The 15,284-nt window shown below is 71.2% G+C and carries 16 protein-coding genes; 11 read left to right on the forward strand and 5 right to left on the reverse strand.

Features of this window, described 5'->3' with window-relative positions; genetic code table 11:
• From CIW48_RS25580 to CIW48_RS25605, 6 genes are all read left to right on the forward strand, one after another.
• The coding region (locus tag CIW48_RS25580; protein WP_281407390.1) for a DNA translocase FtsK at positions 1 to 397 on the forward strand (397 nt) is incomplete at its 5' end.
• A 352-nt stretch (positions 398 to 749) separates the two neighbouring features.
• Positions 750 to 1,244 carry an Hsp20 family protein gene (locus tag CIW48_RS25585; RefSeq protein ID WP_149313262.1) on the forward strand — a complete coding sequence of 165 codons (495 nt, stop codon included), beginning with the start codon at positions 750 to 752 and terminating at the stop codon, positions 1,242 to 1,244.
• Positions 1,245 to 1,362: 118 nt separating this feature from the next.
• Positions 1,363 to 1,881, forward strand: coding sequence for an Hsp20/alpha crystallin family protein (locus CIW48_RS25590; RefSeq protein ID WP_149313263.1), 519 nt, complete (start codon positions 1,363 to 1,365; stop codon positions 1,879 to 1,881).
• Positions 1,882 to 2,011: 130 nt separating this feature from the next.
• Entirely contained in the window at positions 2,012 to 2,431 is a 420-nt protein-coding gene (locus CIW48_RS25595) for a hypothetical protein (protein ID WP_149313264.1), read from the forward strand.
• Between the two features lie 87 nt (positions 2,432 to 2,518).
• Positions 2,519 to 2,791 carry a hypothetical protein gene (locus CIW48_RS25600; RefSeq protein WP_246695420.1) on the forward strand — a complete coding sequence of 91 codons (273 nt, stop codon included), beginning with the start codon at positions 2,519 to 2,521 and terminating at the stop codon, positions 2,789 to 2,791.
• 24 nt (positions 2,792 to 2,815) lie between these two features.
• On the forward strand, positions 2,816 to 3,535 hold the full coding sequence (locus CIW48_RS25605) for an NADH dehydrogenase ubiquinone Fe-S protein 4 (RefSeq protein ID WP_149313266.1): 720 nt from the start codon (positions 2,816 to 2,818) through the stop codon (positions 3,533 to 3,535).
• Positions 3,536 to 3,783: 248 nt separating this feature from the next.
• Here CIW48_RS25605 and CIW48_RS25610 read toward each other — a convergent pair whose 3' ends face one another.
• From CIW48_RS25610 to CIW48_RS25620, 3 genes are all read right to left on the reverse strand, one after another.
• Positions 3,784 to 4,824: an aldose epimerase family protein gene (locus tag CIW48_RS25610; protein ID WP_149313267.1), complete on the reverse strand. Its 1,041-nt coding sequence runs from the start codon at positions 4,822 to 4,824 to the stop codon at positions 3,784 to 3,786.
• A 4-nt stretch (positions 4,825 to 4,828) separates the two neighbouring features.
• Positions 4,829 to 6,100 (reverse strand): nuclease, encoded by a 1,272-nt coding sequence (locus CIW48_RS25615; protein WP_149313268.1) that lies wholly within the window; start codon positions 6,098 to 6,100, stop codon positions 4,829 to 4,831.
• 171 nt (positions 6,101 to 6,271) lie between these two features.
• Complete coding sequence (locus CIW48_RS25620; RefSeq protein ID WP_246695421.1) at positions 6,272 to 7,126, reverse strand: hypothetical protein; 855 nt, start codon at positions 7,124 to 7,126, stop codon at positions 6,272 to 6,274.
• Between the two features lie 293 nt (positions 7,127 to 7,419).
• Here CIW48_RS25620 and CIW48_RS25625 point away from each other — a divergent pair, with 293 nt between their 5' ends.
• The 3 genes from CIW48_RS25625 to CIW48_RS25635 are packed head-to-tail and all read left to right on the forward strand — an operon-like array spanning position 7,420 to position 9,942.
• Positions 7,420 to 8,373: a lipid kinase gene (locus tag CIW48_RS25625; protein WP_149313270.1), complete on the forward strand. Its 954-nt coding sequence runs from the start codon at positions 7,420 to 7,422 to the stop codon at positions 8,371 to 8,373.
• Positions 8,370 to 9,140 (forward strand): TerC family protein, encoded by a 771-nt coding sequence (locus CIW48_RS25630; RefSeq protein ID WP_149313271.1) that lies wholly within the window; start codon positions 8,370 to 8,372, stop codon positions 9,138 to 9,140. Before CIW48_RS25625 ends, CIW48_RS25630 begins: the two co-directional genes overlap by 4 nt.
• A gap of 16 nt (positions 9,141 to 9,156) precedes the next feature.
• On the forward strand, positions 9,157 to 9,942 hold the full coding sequence (locus CIW48_RS25635) for an ABC transporter substrate-binding protein (protein WP_149313272.1): 786 nt from the start codon (positions 9,157 to 9,159) through the stop codon (positions 9,940 to 9,942).
• A 188-nt stretch (positions 9,943 to 10,130) separates the two neighbouring features.
• On the opposite strand, the gene leuS is transcribed toward CIW48_RS25635, so the two are convergent.
• Positions 10,131 to 12,713 carry a leucine--tRNA ligase gene (gene leuS / locus CIW48_RS25640; RefSeq protein WP_149313273.1) on the reverse strand — a complete coding sequence of 861 codons (2,583 nt, stop codon included), beginning with the start codon at positions 12,711 to 12,713 and terminating at the stop codon, positions 10,131 to 10,133.
• A gap of 227 nt (positions 12,714 to 12,940) precedes the next feature.
• On the opposite strand from leuS, the gene CIW48_RS25645 reads away from it, so the two are divergent.
• Positions 12,941 to 13,648, forward strand: coding sequence for a YggS family pyridoxal phosphate-dependent enzyme (locus tag CIW48_RS25645; RefSeq protein WP_173009400.1), 708 nt, complete (start codon positions 12,941 to 12,943; stop codon positions 13,646 to 13,648).
• A 3-nt stretch (positions 13,649 to 13,651) separates the two neighbouring features.
• Here the strand turns inward: CIW48_RS25645 and CIW48_RS25650 are convergent, their stop codons facing one another.
• Complete coding sequence (locus CIW48_RS25650) at positions 13,652 to 14,209, reverse strand: L,D-transpeptidase family protein (protein WP_149313274.1); 558 nt, start codon at positions 14,207 to 14,209, stop codon at positions 13,652 to 13,654.
• 382 nt (positions 14,210 to 14,591) lie between these two features.
• On the opposite strand from CIW48_RS25650, the gene CIW48_RS25655 reads away from it, so the two are divergent.
• Entirely contained in the window at positions 14,592 to 15,278 is a 687-nt protein-coding gene (locus CIW48_RS25655; protein ID WP_149313320.1) for a response regulator transcription factor, read from the forward strand.
• Positions 15,279 to 15,284 lie beyond the last annotated feature (6 nt).

Consider the following 15,284-nt stretch of genomic DNA (forward strand, 5'->3'; position numbering starts at 1 on the left):
GCACGGGCCGTTCTGCTCCGACAGCGAGGTCGAGACCGTGGTCGCCCACCTCAAGCGCCAGGGCCGGCCCAGCTACCTCGACGCCGTCACCGCCGACGACGAGGAGGGCGCGGCCGAGAAGGGCGCGAAGGGCAAGGCCGGCGCGGCGGAACTCGAACTCGACGGCGCGGTGTTCGACCAGGGCTCCTTCGGCGAGGCCGGCGGCGACCTCTACGATCAGGCCGTTCAGGTGGTGCTGCGCGACCAGAAGGCGTCGACCAGCTACATCCAGCGCCGCCTGCAGATCGGCTACAACCGCGCCGCCTCGCTCATGGAGCGGATGGAGATCGAGGGGATCGTCGGCCCGGCCAACCACGCCGGCAAGCGCGAGATCCTGGTGGATGAGGCAGTCGGCTGACGTCTCGGGTGTCGAGCACCCCGAGATCCTAACGGCGGCCCGGGTCCCATCTACGCCCTCATCCTGAGGTGCCGGAGCGCAGCGGAGGCCTCGAAGGAGCCCTCCAGCCCGCCGCGCGATCCCTGGAGCCCTCCTTCGAGACGCCGCCGCGCCTCGGGATTGAGGTGTGCGGGTTGGAGTGCCCCGTCGCGTCCTTCGCGGCAGAGCTGCCAAAAAACTGCATCGAGCCCGGAACCTCTCCGCGATCCGCACGTTACGCGCGTGCGAGGCCTGGAAACGGGCTCGCCGCGAGGGCGCCGGACACGGTGTCTGGCGTCGCTTGTAGTCACGTTGCTCGTTGGAGGATGTGGTTATGAGGACTTACGACGTTTCGCCCCTGTTCCGGTCGTCCGTCGGGTTCGACCGTCTGTTCGAGCTGCTCAACCAAGCCGATCGCGTCGAGGCCTCGGCCGCTTGGCCGCCCTACAACATCGAGAAGGTCGCCGAGGACCAGTACCGCATCACCATGGCGGTCGCCGGCTTCACGCCTGACGAGATCGACCTGACTCAGCAGGACACCACACTTCTGGTTTCGGGTCAGAAGGCCACCCAGGAGGGCGAGAAGCACTACCTCCACCGTGGCATCGCGGCCCGCACCTTCCGCCAGACCTTCAATCTGGCCGAGCATGTGAAGGTCGTGGGCGCATCCCTGGAGAACGGCCTGCTCACCGTCGAACTCAAGCGCGAGGTGCCGGAGGCGCTTAAGCCTCGTCGCATCGCCATCGGCGGCACGACAGCCGCATCGGGTCAGGACAATGCTCCGACCCAGATCGCCCGCGAGGCCAAGGCTGCCGGACTGGCCGCCTGACTGGCGACCCGACTCGTCTGCCCGGCACCCCCGTGCCGACATGAATGACATCCCTCACGGGTCCGCGGACCCGCGGGCCTGTTCCCGCGACTGCCTAGCATTCGATGGAGATAGGACCATGAGCGTGAGAGATCTGATTCCCTGGAACCGCAACACTGCTCCGGCGCCGGCCGCGCTGTCCCAGGAGCCGGGCAGCCCTTTCCTGACGCTGCACCGCGAGATGAACCGCCTGTTCGACGACGTGTTCAGCGGGTTCGGCGGCGTACCAAGCTTGGCGAGCCGCAGCTTCGGCTGGCCGCATGTCGAACTGGTGGAGGCTGATGGGGCGCTCCGCGTCTCCGCCGAGCTTCCCGGCCTGGACGAGAAGGACGTCGAACTCCTCATCGCGGACGGCGTCCTGACCCTGAAGGGCGAGAAGCGCGCGGAGACCGCCGACAAGGCCCGTGGCTATTCCGAGCGCAGCTACGGCCGCTTCGAGCGGTCGATCGCCCTCCCGGTGCCGGTGATGGAGGACAAGGCCGAGGCGACCTTCCGCAACGGCGTGCTCACCGTGACGCTGCCGCGCGCCGCCGAGGCGCCGGAACGCCGTCGACGCATCGCGATCAACGGCATCGGCGCCTCGGCTGCCAAGCACTGAGCCAGCATTGCGCTGGGTCCGAGCGCGGCGGCTTCGGCCGCCGCGGAACTGAGCGCATGACGCCGCGGCCGGGCCGCCCGATTGGGCGGGCCGGCCGCCTCAGCCTTTGCTCACGACGAGGAGGGTTTGCATGCAGCAGATCGATACGAAATCCATCCAACCTGAGATCGAGCGTCTCGGCCCGGTGGCGACTGCCAGCCTGAGGGCGCCTGCGGTCGAGCCGTTCGAGGCCTTCGTGGCGCCGGGCGACGTCTTCCGGCATCCCCGCGAGGTGCTGAGCTATCCGGGCCTGTCGCGGGCCGAGAAGCGGGCGATCCTGGCCTCCTGGGCCTCGGACGCGCGCACGGTCGATTCCTGTCCGACGCTGCGCTGCCTGCCGGGCTGCCGGGCCGAGCCGGTGCCGATCGACACGATCCTGGCTGCCCTTCAGGCGCTTGACGAAGGCTCGGCACCGCCCGCATCCCCGGCGCCCCGAAAGCCGCTCTTCCCCGCGGCCTTCAGCCGACGCTGGCGCCGCCTTCCGGCCGGACCGGAGCCGGTGCTGAACTGAGCTGGGAGGCGCGCAATGGCAACCTTCGACCTGAGGGGCGGGCACCGCATCCGGTCTCGGCTTCGGCGGGGCCGCCGCGGATGGCCGGTGCGGGACACCGACGGGGCTGTGCTGGGCAACTGGATCCTGTCCACCGCGCTGTGCCTCGCTCTGGCCGCGCCCTGCCCGGTGCCGGCCCTGCCCTGGGTGCTGGCCGCCCTGCTGAGCCTGTCGGGCTTCGTCTGGCTGGGCCGCGCGATCACGCAGGCCGGGCCGCCGGCCGATGCCCCGCATCCGACAGCCTGGGACGCCGCGCTGCTCTCCTTTGCGGCGAGCTTCGGCGTGCAATCGGCGGCGCGCCTCGGCCTTTTCGGCGGCTGAGCGTGCCCGTTCAGGGAGGCAACCATGCAGGATGGTACGATCGGACTCGGATACAACAACCCGCCCGCTTCGGCAGGCGCACCGTGGCTCGATGGCCGTCGGGCGCTGATCCGCCGCCGCGCGCGCTCCGCCGGCGTGTCCGGCCGCGCCCGGGCCGAACGGTGGGTCCTGACCTTTGAGCGGGAGACGCCCGCGGAGATCGAGCCGCCGATGGGCCGGACCGGCGGGGCCGGCCCGCTCACCACGGAGGTGGCGCTGACCTTCCCGACCCGCGCGCAGGCGGTGGCCTATGCGGAGCGCCAGGGACTCGCCTACAGGATCACGCCCGACCCGGCCGGCCGGGTTCGGCCGAGCACCTTGCGGGTCTGGCGCTCGAACCGGGACGCGACGCCTATGCAGGTCCGCGCGACGGCGCAGGATCGATCCGTGGACGATCCGGTGCCTGCCTTCCTGCCCGATCTGGAGCGGGCCCTGGTCAACCCGGCCGCGGTCTTCGCCACGCCGGCCGCCGTGCTCGATCACCCCCGGCTGCTGCCGAGCTGCAAGCGGGAGATCCTGCGGCGCTGGGCCTGGGACGAGTATCTGAAGGAGGTCGCCGCCACCGAGGGCATGGCGGAGGGCGAGCCGTCGCGGCTCGACGCCGTGAAGATTGCCCTTCTGGTGCTCGGCGAGACGTGGCGTCCCCATCCCGCGGCGCCGGCCGCCGCGATTCCGGCCCTGCAGGCGCGCGAGCGGGCGGCGTGAGGCCGTGACCGGCGGTCGGCCCGCTTCGGACCGCCCCGGATTGGACTCCAGTTCGGGCTGCAGGGCGCTCCGCCCCTGGGCGTGACCTGCGCGGCGCGGGTGGTCGCGGAACGCCGGACCCAGCCCTGCGCGCAGTCGGTCTGCCGCCCTGCGGTCTCCGGCGGGCCGGCGAGCCCGCCGGTAGGCGCGCCGGCGGACCGCAGGGGTTTCCCCGGCCGCACAGGCCAAGTTGCCGGCGCGTGGCGCCCTCACACGACCGAGAACCGGAACTCCGTGGCCGCCGCGAAGGTCTCGCCCGGCCGCAGCACCGCCGAGGGGAAGCCCGGCTGGTTCGGCGCATCCGGGAAGCCCTGCGTCTCGAAGCAGACGCCGTCGCCGGAGCGGTAGATGCGTCCCGACGACCCGATCAGCCGCCCGTCGAGATTGTTGCCGCTGTAGAGCTGCAGCGCCGGCTGCGTGGTCCAGACGTCGAGCCGGCGCCCGCTTCCTGGATCGATGCAGGTGGCGGCCGGCCGCAGCGTCCCGACGGGACCGCGCAGGACGAAGGTGTGGTCGTAGCCCTTGGCATAGGCAAGCTGCGGATCGCCGACGCGGATCCGCGCCTCCAAGGCCCGGGGCGCGCGGAAGTCGAACGGCGTCCCAGCGACCGGCTGGATCGCGCCGGTGGGGATCTGGGTCGCATCCGTCGGCGCGAAGGCGTCCGCTTCGACCTGGACGATGTGGCCGAGGACGCTGCCCGTCCCCTCCCCGGCCAGGTTGAAGTAGCTGTGGTTCGTGAGGTTCAGGATTGTGGGCCGGTCGGTCACCGCGGCGTAGTCGATGCGCAGCACGCCGTCCTCGGGCAGAGTGTAGGTCACCCGGACGTCGAGATTGCCCGGAAACCCCTCCTCCCCGTCCGGCGAGCGGCGGCTCAGGACGAGGCGCGTCGCCTCGGAGCGATCCGCCCGCCACAGGCGCTTGCCGAAATTGTCCGGGCCGCCGTGGAGGGTGTTGGGCGCCTCGTTCACCGGCAGGCGATAGATGTGCCCGTCGAGGCTGAAGCGCCCGCCCGCGATGCGGTTCGCGTAGCGGCCGACGAGGGCGCCGAAGCTCGGGCTTACGGTCTCGTAGCCCGCCAGGGTGTCGAGGCCGAGCACGACGTTGGCCGGGTGACCGGCCCGGTCGGGCACCTCGATGGCCGTGACAGCCGCGCCGAAATCGATGATGGCGACGCGCAGACCGCCCCGGTTCAGCACGTGGCGGCTGACCGGCCGGCCGTCCGCCGTGGTGCCGAACATCTCGGTCGGCATCCGTCTAGCGCTTCCAGACGCCGAGCCGCTCGCTCCGGGCGTGATCCTCGGCCGCGACCAGTTCGGGACTCGCTTCCGGAGAGGCGCGACCGCCGCCGTTGAACAGCACCACCTCGGAGAGGTCGCGTCCGTCCACGAGGCAGTTCATGGTCGTGCTGCCGGGGGCGGGCTGGCAGGTCACCGGCCGGTTGCCGATGTAGCGGGCCAGTTCCTCTGCCTGGCCGCCGCGCACCCATTCGACACCGAACAGATGCACGACCTTGCCGCCGACCTTCAGGGTCGCGGTATCGATGACCTGGGTCTGTCCCGTCACGGCATTCGGCGGCAGCGGCGTGTCGGGCTCGGACTCGCCGCCGGCCTCGGGAGGCGGGGTGACCGTGTCGGGGGCTGCCGCCGGCGGGTTCGAGGCGGGGCTGTTCGGGGAGGCCCCGTTCGCGACCTCCGTCCGGGACGTGGCCGGAGCGGTGGGACGCGTGGGATCGGGCGCTTGGCCCTCCAGGACGAGCCCTGCGGCGATGATTGCCACAAGGGTACTGACACCGGCGCCCAGGAGCAGGCGGCGTTGGCGGCGTGCGCCCTCATCCGTGCCGTCTCCGCCGAGGCCGAGCCGGTCGCGCAGACGGCCGAAGCCGTCGCGAAACGTCTCGCCGAAGCGCCCGGGGCGGGTATTCCAGGCCGTCGCGGGATCGACCTCCGGAGGCACCCCGGTGCCCGTGTCGACGCTGGTGGCCGCAGGACGGGCAAATTGGCCGCGCAGGCTCGTTCGCAAGATGGCGAACCGGCCGGCGGCGCTCTGCGCCAGCACCCGGCCCTGCTCAGAGGAGCGCTCGGCCAGGGTGCGGGCCCGTTCGGACTGGGTCCCGACGAAGCGGGCGGTGGCCGCCTTCATCTCGTAGGCGCCGCTCAGCAGGGACGAGTCGCGGGCGTCTTCGGCGGCCTGCGGTGCCAGGTCGGGCTCGGGCTCCGGCGGCAGGAACAGGGCCGGATGCCGCGCGCGCAGTTCGGCGACGAGGTCGGCGAGGGTCATCGGCTCGGATGTGCCGTCCCGCCGACGCACGGCACCCTGGCGGTCGAGAACGCGCAGGCCGGTGCCTGTCTCGTCGGGTACGCAGGCGGCCTCGGCCAGGAGTTCGAGGGTCCGGAACGCCACGGGGCGCGGGCGCGCGCGCGCGATCTCGGCCCGGAGCGCCTCGCGCAGGACGAGGCGGCCGGGACTGTCGAGGGCCGGACGGGCCGGCTCCGCCTCCTGTTTCGCCACCACCGTTGAAGACGTCATACACCCGATCCCGGCATCACCGACGCGCGGCGTGAAGGAGGCCCGACCGCAACCCCCTGACGAAGCCGCGCGGGCGCTTCACGGAACGCCCGACCATCGGGACCGATCCCACGATACGCCCGCTTGTATACCCCTGCCCGCCACCGGACCTAGGGACGCGATGCGGGGCTCTTACGCCTTGCCGGGCGAGGCGGCCAGGGTTCCGGCCTGGATGCTCCGCCACAAGACGCGACCGCTCTCGCCGAGGATGTAAGGCCGCGTGCCCGCGAAGCCCACCTCCAGGATCAATTCGGCCTCGCCGCTGGAGACGGCGCCCCGCCCCGGATTGGCGGTGCGGAAATCGATGATCGTGCGGATCGTGCAGGTCTCGGCATCGCAGGCAGTGTGCATCCCCCGCGGCGCGTAGCGTCGCTCCGGCCAGCGCTCGACGAAGCTGCGCTTCTCGGCGACGAGCGCCGCCGTGGTGATCGGCCGGCCGTAGAAACGCACGCGGGTCGCGTAGAGCTGGGTCGCGGCCCCGACCATGGTGTCGCTCGAACCCGAGACCGTGGCGAGGTAGCTCGCCGTCAGCGCCCGCGCGGCGGCGGCGCGCTCGGCCGATACGACCGGCACCGGGCCGATTGCGGCCGGCGTCTCGGCAAGCCGGTGCTGATGGCGCACGGGGCGGTGCAGAGTCTCCCGGACCGGCGGACGCTCCAGCGCGGCCGCCCGCTTCGGGCCCGACACCCGCGTCGCCGCGGCCTTCGGCAGCGCCTCCTCACCCGGTTCGGGTTTGGCGGCCTGCCGGACCGGCTCGGCGCGGCGCGCACTGTCGGGCTGGGCCTTCGCCTGCGCGGCGGCGGCGTCTTGCGGCGCCTGCGGACCGGAGGCCTTGATTGATTCCTTCACGGCGCCCGGGGCGGGCGCGGCAGCCCGTGGTGGCGGGTCCACCCAGGCGCTCTGGGCTGCGGCGGTGCCCATGCAGGCGAGCGGCAGCACCACACCGAGAGCGAGGGCCTGGAAACGGGCGGGACGTGAGGCGGACATCGGTGCCTTCCTGGCGGCCGGGGCGGACATCATGGAGAATGCGCCCGCGCGGGTGCGGGGTCCCACGAGGGTTTCGGGCGCGCCTACATCCTGCCGAACTCCGCGGCGGCGACCAGCCCGGGATTGCGGGGATGATGGGGTTGCGTTCGTGCGTTTGGGTACCAAGTCGGGGACAGTCTTGGCCTTTGGCCGTTCCCGAGTTTCCATACAGCCTGCTCCCTGCCGCGCACCGAGGATCCCTTGGCCCGACCTGAGACCGAGTCGCCCTCCGGCCCGCTTCCCGGGAGCGCGCAATGAGCCCCCGCCAGCGCCGGGCCCTGCTGCTCTGCAACGCCAAGGCGCGCAACGGCGCCCTGGATCTCGACGAGGTGCGAGCCATCCTGCGGGCGGGCGGCATCGAGCCGGAGGAACCGCCGCCGGAAGCCGATTGCCGGGACGTGATCCGCGACCGGGCCGACGCGGTCGACCTCGTGATCCTGGGCGGCGGCGACGGCACCATGAACTACGCCGCGCCGGCCCTGGTGGCGAGCGGCCTGCCCTTCGCGATCCTGCCGCTCGGCACGGCCAACGACCTCGCCCGCTCCCTCAACCTGCCGCTGGATCCCCTGGCGGCGGCCCGCTTCATCCCGACTGCCGAGGCACGGCCGGTGGATCTCGGCTGGGTCAACGGCCACTACTATTTCAACGTGGCGAGCATCGGCTTCTCGGCGGAACTCGCGGGCGAGCTGACGGCCGAATCGAAGAAGACCTGGGGCGTGCTCGGCTACACGGTGGCGGCCGTCCGGGTGCTGCGCCGGGTGCGGCCTTTCACGGTCACGATCGAGCATGACGGCCTCGTCGAGAGGGTCACGACCATCCAGGTCTCGGTGGGCAACGGCCGGCACTACGGCGGCGGCATGACCGTGGCGGAGCGTGCCGCGGTGGATGACGGCAAGCTCGATTTCTACAGCCTGGAGATCAAGCACTGGTGGCGGCTCCTGGCGCTGCTGCCCGCCCTGCGGCGAGGCACCCAGGGTCGGGCGGCCGACGTGCGGGCGTTCCACGCCCAGGAGATCCGGCTCTCGACGCGCAGGCCTCGCCCGGTGAACACCGACGGCGAGCTGACCACGCACACGCCCGCCCATTTCAAGGTCTTCCCGAAGATCCTGCAGGTCCTGGCGCCCGAGCCGGTCCGCGGCCCGAACTCCTTCGACCTCACGGCCCTCGGCAGCCGTCTGTTCCCGACCAGCGAGGCATCCCGCCTGTGACCGACCTGATCCAGCTCGCCAGTCAGCCCGCCGTCTGGGCTGCCCTCGCCACTCTGGTGGTGATGGAGGTGGTGCTCGGTATCGACAACCTGATCTTCATCTCGATCCTGACCAACAAACTGCCGGCCGATCAGCAGACCCGGGCGCGGCGCATCGGGATCGGGCTGGCGCTGATCCTGCGGCTGGGGCTGCTCGGAACCGTGGCGTTCATCGTGCACCTGACCGAGCCGGTCTTCTCGGTGTTCGGACAGGCCTTCTCGTGGCGCGACCTGATCCTGATCGGCGGCGGCCTGTTCCTGCTCTGGAAGGCCACCAAGGAGATCCACCACACGGTGGATCCCGAGCCCGAGGCGGAGGGGTCGGCCGGCGGGACGATCGGCTTCGGCGCGGCGATCGGCCAGATCCTGCTCCTCGACCTCGTCTTCTCCATCGATTCGATCATCACGGCGGTCGGCATGACCGAGCACGTGCCGGTGATGATGGTCGCGGTGGTGGTCGCCGTGGTCGTGATGCTGGCCGCCGCCGAACCGCTCTCGGCCTTCATCGCCCGGAACCCGACCGTTGTGATGCTGGCCCTGGGCTTCCTGATCATGATCGGCATGACGCTGATCGCCGAGGGGTTCGGCGCCCACGTGCCGAAGGGCTACATCTACACGGCCATGGCCTTCTCGGCCGGCGTCGAAGGCCTCAACATGCTGGCTCGGCGGCGCCGGCGGCCCGCCCAGGGTGCGGCGCGGGCGCCCGCCGGGCAGGCGCGGCGGGCCTGAGCCGCGGCGATCCGCCATGCGACTCGTCGCGGCCTTCGGCCTGCTCACCCTGTCCACCGTGGCTCACGCGCAGACGGTACCGATGCCTCCCGACGGGACAGTGCTGCACGATCTCGTTCCCACCGGGACGCTCCGGGCGGCGATCAATCTCGGCAACCCGGTGCTCGCCCAGCCGGGCCCGGACGGGCCCATCGGGGTGTCGGTGGATCTTGCCCGGGCCTTGGCAGCACGGCTCGGCGTGCCGGTGGCGCTCGTGACCTATCCGGGGGCGGGCGCAGTCTCGGGCTCGGCGGGAGCGGGGGCTTGGGACATCTGCTTCCTGGCAATCGATCCGAAGCGCGCCGAGGGGATCCGCTTTACGGAGCCGTACGTGCTGATCGCCGGCAGCTACCTCGTGCCGGCTGTGTCACCGATCCGGAGCCGGGAGGCGGTCGACCGCGACGGCGTGCGTGTCTCGGTGGGGCGCCGCAGCGCCTACGACCTGTTCCTCAGCCGCGCCCTGACGCGCGCAACCCTGGTGCGGGCACCGACCTCGGCCGAGGCGGTGGCGGCCTTCGCGCGCGACGGGCTCGACGTGGCGGCGGGAGTGTACCAGCCGCTCGCCGCCTACGCGGCGGCGCATCCGGAGGTACGGCTTCTGCCGGGGCATTTCATGGAGATCCCGCAGGCGATGGGCTTGCCGGTCGGACGCCCGGCGGGGGCAGCCTACCTTGCGGCTTTCATCGCGCAGGCGAAGCAGGACGGGCTTGTCCGACGCGGCCTGGCCGCCAGCGGGCAGGACCCGGAACTGGCGGCGCCGTAACGGATCGAGCGGCGGTGTTCCTATTCTCCCCCTCATCCTGAGGTGCCGGAGCGCTGCGGAGGCCCCGAAGGAGCCATCCAGTCATCGCCGCGCTCCCCCGGGGCCCTCCTTCGAGGCCCACCGACGCGGGTATCTCAATGAGGGGGCGGTTGGCAGGACGCTGGCGGCGAGACGTCGCCGCCCGAGGCTTACACCACCAGGTTCACGATCCGCCCCGGCACGACGATCACCTTCCGCGGCGCCCTGCCCTCCAGGATCTTCTGGACCGCCTCCAGCGCCAGGGTGGCGGCCTCGACCGTCTTGGCGTCGGCGTCGCGCGGCACGGTGACGTCCGCCCGCTTCTTGCCGTTGATCTGGACCGGCAGGGTGATCTCGTCCTCGACGAGGAGCCCCGCTTCGGCTTCCGGCCAGGGCGCCTGGGCGACGAGGTTGCCGCGGCCGAGGACCGACCAGCATTCCTCGGCGAGGTGCGGCATCATCGGGGCGATCAGCTGCACCAGGATGCCGGCGGCTTCCCGCGCGGCGCTCGCCGAGACCGGACCGCGCAACCCGTCCTCCAGGGCGTTGGCCAGGGTGTAGATGTGGGCGACGCAGCGGTTGAAGCGCAGGCGTTCGATATCGTCCTGGACGGATGCGAGCGCCCGGTGGGCGGCCTTGCGCAGCGGCAGATCCGCAGCGCCGTCGCCGGTCGCCTGAGCGGCGGCGTTCACCAGGCGCCAGACCTTCTGGACGAACCGGGCCGCGCCCTGCACGCCCTCCTCGGTCCAGATCACGTCGCGCTCGGGCGGCGAATCGGACAGCATGAACCAGCGTGCCGTATCGGCCCCGTAGCTCGCGATGATGTCGTCGGGGTCGACCACGTTCTTCTTCGACTTCGACATCTTCTCGATCGGGCCGATCGTGATCGGTGCCTGAGTTTTCACGTGAAACGCGCGGCGCTCGCCCTCCTCGGTGGCGAAACGGATCTCGGCCGGCGGCACCCAGGCGCCGGCCGCGTCCTTGTAGGTCTCGTGGACGACCATGCCCTGCGTGAACAGGCCGGCGAAGGGCTCGGACGTGCCGGCCCAGCCGGTCTCGCGCATCGCCCGCATGAAGAACCGGGCGTAGAGCAGGTGCAGGATCGCGTGCTCGATGCCGCCGATGTACTGGTCCACCGCCAGCCAGCGATCGACCACGGCCCGGTCGGTGGGCGCGTCCGCCAGCCAGGGCGCGGTGAACCGGGCGTAGTACCAGGACGAATCGACGAACGTGTCCATCGTGTCGGTCTCGCGCCGGGCCGGCGCGCCGCATTGCGGGCAGGTCACGTTGCGCCACGCGGCGTCCCGCTCCAGCGGGTTGCCGGGCTGATCGAAGGACACGTCCTCGGGGAGCTTCACCGGCAGGTCCGCCACCGGCACCGGGACCGGACCGCAGGATTCGCAGTGGATGATCGGGATCGGGCAGCCCCAGTAGCGCTGTCGGGAGACGCCCCAGTCGCGCAGGCGGAACTGTACCTTCCGCTGGGCGACCCCCTCCCCTTCCAGGCGCTGTGCCACAGCCTCGAAGGCCCCGTCGGTGCTCATCCCGTCGAGGAAGCGCGAGTTGATCATCCGCCCGTCCTCGACATAGGCGGTGTCGGTGATCACGAAGCTCGCCGGATCCTGACCCTCAGGGCAGACCACCGGCGTGTTGCCGAGCCCGTACTTGTTCGCGAAATCGAGGTCGCGCTGGTCGTGTGCCGGGCAGCCGAACACCGCGCCGGTACCGTATTCCATGAGCACGAAGTTCGCCACGTAGACCGGCAGCTCCCAGGACGGGTCCAGGGGATGGCGGACCGTGAGGCCGGTGTCGAAGCCGTGCTTCTCGGCGGTGTCGATCGCGGCCTGCGCGGTGCCGGTGCGGCGGCACTCCTCGATGAAGGTCTGCAGGTCCGGCCGGTCCGCGGCGAGGGCGGCCGCCAGGGGATGGTCGGCCGCGATCGCCAGGAACTTGGCGCCGAACAGCGTGTCGGGCCGGGTCGTGTAGACGGTTACCGATTCGGGCGCGCCGGCTGGCGGTCGGGCCAGTGCGAAAAGAACCTCCAGGCCTTCCGAGCGGCCGATCCAGTTCTTCTGCATCAGCCGGACCTTTTCCGGCCAGCGGTCCAGCCCGTCGAGGGCGGTCAGCAGGTCCTCGGCGAAATCGGTGATCTTGAAGAACCACTGGGTCAGCTCGCGCTGCTCCACCAGGGCGCCGGAACGCCAGCCGCGGCCGTCGATCACCTGCTCATTGGCCAGGACCGTGTGATCCACCGGGTCCCAGTTCACCTTGGCGGTGCGGCGGGTGACGAGGCCCTTTGCCAGGAAGTCCAGGAACATGCGCTGCTGGTGCTTGTAATAGCCCGGATCGCAGGTCGCGATCTCCCGGCTCCAGTCGAGCGACAGGCCCATGGCCTTCAGCTGGTCGCGCATGGAGGCGATATTGGCGTAGGTCCAGTCCCGCGGGTTGACCTTGCGTTCCATGGCGGCGTTCTCGGCCGGCAAGCCGAAGGCGTCCCAGCCCATCGGGTGGAGCACGTTGAAGCCGCGAGCGCGCTTGTAGCGGGCGACCACGTCGCCCATCGCGTAGTTGCGGACATGGCCCATATGGATGCGCCCCGATGGATAGGGGAACATCTCCAGCACGTAGTATTTCGGGCGCGGGTCGCTGTTGTCCGTCTCGAACAGCCGCTGCGCGGCCCAGGCTTCCTGCCAGCGCGGCTCGGCATCCTTGGCGTTGTAGCGCTCGACGGGTTGGGGGGCGGTGCTGGTCATGGATCCGGCTGGGTCAGGGGCTCGGCGGCCGGCTGGAGGGAGCCGCGGCACGGTTGCGCCCCCGTAGCATATCTGCGCCGCAGCCGGTCAACGGAAGGCGCGATTCGGGCTTGCGCGGCGCGCGTGAGGGCATAGGTCGACGGGGGAGCCGCGGCCCCCGCCAGCGACAGGACAGGCCCATGATGGACGACGCGATCACCGACCCGAATGCCCCGCACACGGACGGGATGGGTCGCAAGACCGAGAAGCTCCCCGTCGGACAGGCCGATGTCGCGGCCGGGCTCGCCGAGGTCCGGGCGGCGATCGCCCAGGCGGCCGAGGATTCGGACCGCGATCCGGCCGAGGTCCAGCTCGTGGCGGTCTCCAAGACCGTGCCGGCCGAGGGCATCCTGCCGGCCCTCAAGGCCGGGCAGCGGGTCTTCGGCGAGAACTACGTCCAGGAATCCATGGCGAAATGGCCGGACCTGCGGGCCCGCTACCCCGATGTGGAGCTGCACCTCGTCGGGCCGCTGCAATCCAATAAGGCCCGGGAGGCGGTGGCTCTGTTCGACGTGATCCACTCCCTCGACCGCCTGTCGCTCGCGGCGGCGCTCGCCAAGGAGATCGAGCGGTCCGGCCGGACCCCGAAGCTGCTGATCCAGGTCAATACCGGGGCAGAGCCCCAGAAGGGCGGGGTCCTGCCGGACCAGCTCGAAACCCTGCTTTCCGAGTGCCGCGAGACCCATGGGCTCGCGATCCAGGGCCTGATGTGCATCCCCCCGGCCGAGGATCCGCCCTCCGCGCATTTCGCCCTGCTGGCCCGGCTGGCGAAGGCGCACAACCTGCCGATCCTCTCCATGGGGATGAGCGCGGATTTCCCGGCGGCGATCCAGCTTGGCGCCACCCATGTCCGGGTCGGGACCGCGATCTTCGGAGCCCGGACCCGGAAGGCGTGAGCCTCAGCCGATCCGCAGATGTGTCCGCGGCCCGAGGCGCCGGAGCAGCCGCAGCAGGTCGGCCCGGGCCAGCGCGACACAGCCCTCCGTGGGGCGGTAGCCATCCCGGGCGATGTGCAGGAAGATCGCCGAGCCGCGCCCCTTCCGGATCGGGCCGCGATTGTAGTCGAGGTCGATCACCACGTCATAGAGCCCGTCGCCGCGCCACATCGATTCGGCGCTGACGCCCGGCGCCGGCAGGCGGATCGGCCGGTTGTAGCGGCGGTCCCGGCGATCGTCGCACCAGCCGTCATCGGGCCGGGTGGCCCGCAAGGACAGCGCCGTGCGCGGCCGGATCCCGAGATGGTCGGGCCGGTAGGCGCCGTCGCGCAGGCGGAAGCGGCCGCGCGGCGAGCCGCCGTCGCCCTCGCGCTTGTCGCAGACCATGCCGCCGGATCCGAGGGCACAGGGGATCACGGCCGGGCCGACGAGGAGCTGGCCGCGCCGGCGGTCGGTGACCAGCGCCCGCACGCGGATCTCCCTCAGGGTCAGACGGACGGGTCCCCTACTCGGCCGCCGCATGATGTCCGTCCTCCCGAATCCGTCCGGTCCGGCGGGCCTTATGCCCGAGATCCATACTTCGAAGCGGTGAAAAATTGCGCGCAAGGCAACTTCCGGCCACAAAGCGCGCCCTATCTCTTGGTCGAACCTGGGCCGCCGAGCCGGGATTCGGGAATGTGCCAGCCCCCCGCCTCGCCGCGGGGACCGAACCCGCGATCCCGGATTGGCGCGCCTCGATCCCGCAACCCGCTGGCCGGCGTGCTTGTCGCGTCGGCGAAAGGATGCGGAAACACAAGCCTGGGTAGGATCGTCGCGCGATCCTGCCGAGATCCGACATTATCGCATGCTGCACCCGACAGGCGGCCCATCGCCCCTCCCGCAGCACGCACTGGGGCCCCGGACGATGCCGAACGCCTACCGCCTGCTGATCTGCGACGACGACGCGATCCTGCGCGATACCCTGACCGAACAGCTCGATCTCTGCGACGAATTCACGGTCTTCACCGAGGCGAACGCCATGGACGCGATCCGGCGAGTGGCCGCCGAGCGCATCGACCTCGCGGTGATGGATGTCGGTCTGCCGGACCTCGACGGGCGCGAGGCCGTGCGCCGGATGCGCGCCGGCGGCTTCCGCGGCCCGGTCATCATGCTCACCGCCCAGGATTCCGAGGCGGACCATGTCGAGGGGCTGGAGGCCGGCGCCAACGACTACGTCACCAAGCCGTTCAAGTTCGGTATCCTGCTGGCCCGGATCCGCGCGCATCTGCGCAGCCACGAGGCCTCCGAGGACGCGGTGTTCCAGATCGGTCCCTACACGTTCAAGCCGGGGGCCAAGCTGCTCGTCGGCGAGCGCGGCTCGAAGCTCAAGCTGACCGAGAAGGAGACCGCGATCCTGCGCTTCCTATACCGGGCGGGCCGCGCCGTAGTGAACCGCGACACCCTGCTGGCCGAGGTCTGGGGCTACAACGCCCAGGTGACCACGCACACACTGGAGACGCATATCTACCGGTTGCGCCAGAAAATCGAACCGAATCCCGCCACCGCCGCGATCCTCGTGACGGAGGGCGGCGGATACAAGTTGCTGCCCTGACGAATT

It is taken from the genome of Methylobacterium sp. P1-11 (assembly GCF_008329595.1).
Classification (GTDB): Bacteria; Pseudomonadota; Alphaproteobacteria; order Rhizobiales; family Beijerinckiaceae; genus Methylobacterium.

Bases quoted from the DNA above. Each gene is read 5' to 3' on its own strand.
- CIW48_RS25585 (WP_149313262.1), top strand. From the start codon at position 750: ATGAGGACTTACGACGTTTCGCCCCTGTTCCGGTCGTCCGTCGGGTTC.
- CIW48_RS25590 (WP_149313263.1), top strand. From the start codon at position 1,363: ATGAGCGTGAGAGATCTGATTCCCTGGAACCGCAACACTGCTCCGGCG.
- CIW48_RS25595 (WP_149313264.1), top strand. From the start codon at position 2,012: ATGCAGCAGATCGATACGAAATCCATCCAACCTGAGATCGAGCGTCTC.
- CIW48_RS25605 (WP_149313266.1), top strand. From the start codon at position 2,816: ATGCAGGATGGTACGATCGGACTCGGATACAACAACCCGCCCGCTTCG.
- CIW48_RS25610 (WP_149313267.1), bottom strand. From the start codon at position 4,824: ATGCCGACCGAGATGTTCGGCACCACGGCGGACGGCCGGCCGGTCAGC.
- CIW48_RS25615 (WP_149313268.1), bottom strand. From the start codon at position 6,100: ATGACGTCTTCAACGGTGGTGGCGAAACAGGAGGCGGAGCCGGCCCGT.
- CIW48_RS25620 (WP_246695421.1), bottom strand. From the start codon at position 7,126: ATGTCCGCCTCACGTCCCGCCCGTTTCCAGGCCCTCGCTCTCGGTGTG.
- CIW48_RS25625 (WP_149313270.1), top strand. From the start codon at position 7,420: ATGAGCCCCCGCCAGCGCCGGGCCCTGCTGCTCTGCAACGCCAAGGCG.
- CIW48_RS25635 (WP_149313272.1), top strand. From the start codon at position 9,157: ATGCGACTCGTCGCGGCCTTCGGCCTGCTCACCCTGTCCACCGTGGCT.
- leuS (WP_149313273.1), bottom strand. From the start codon at position 12,713: ATGACCAGCACCGCCCCCCAACCCGTCGAGCGCTACAACGCCAAGGAT.
- CIW48_RS25645 (WP_173009400.1), top strand. From the start codon at position 12,941: ATGGGTCGCAAGACCGAGAAGCTCCCCGTCGGACAGGCCGATGTCGCG.
- CIW48_RS25650 (WP_149313274.1), bottom strand. From the start codon at position 14,209: ATGCGGCGGCCGAGTAGGGGACCCGTCCGTCTGACCCTGAGGGAGATC.
- CIW48_RS25655 (WP_149313320.1), top strand. From the start codon at position 14,592: ATGCCGAACGCCTACCGCCTGCTGATCTGCGACGACGACGCGATCCTG.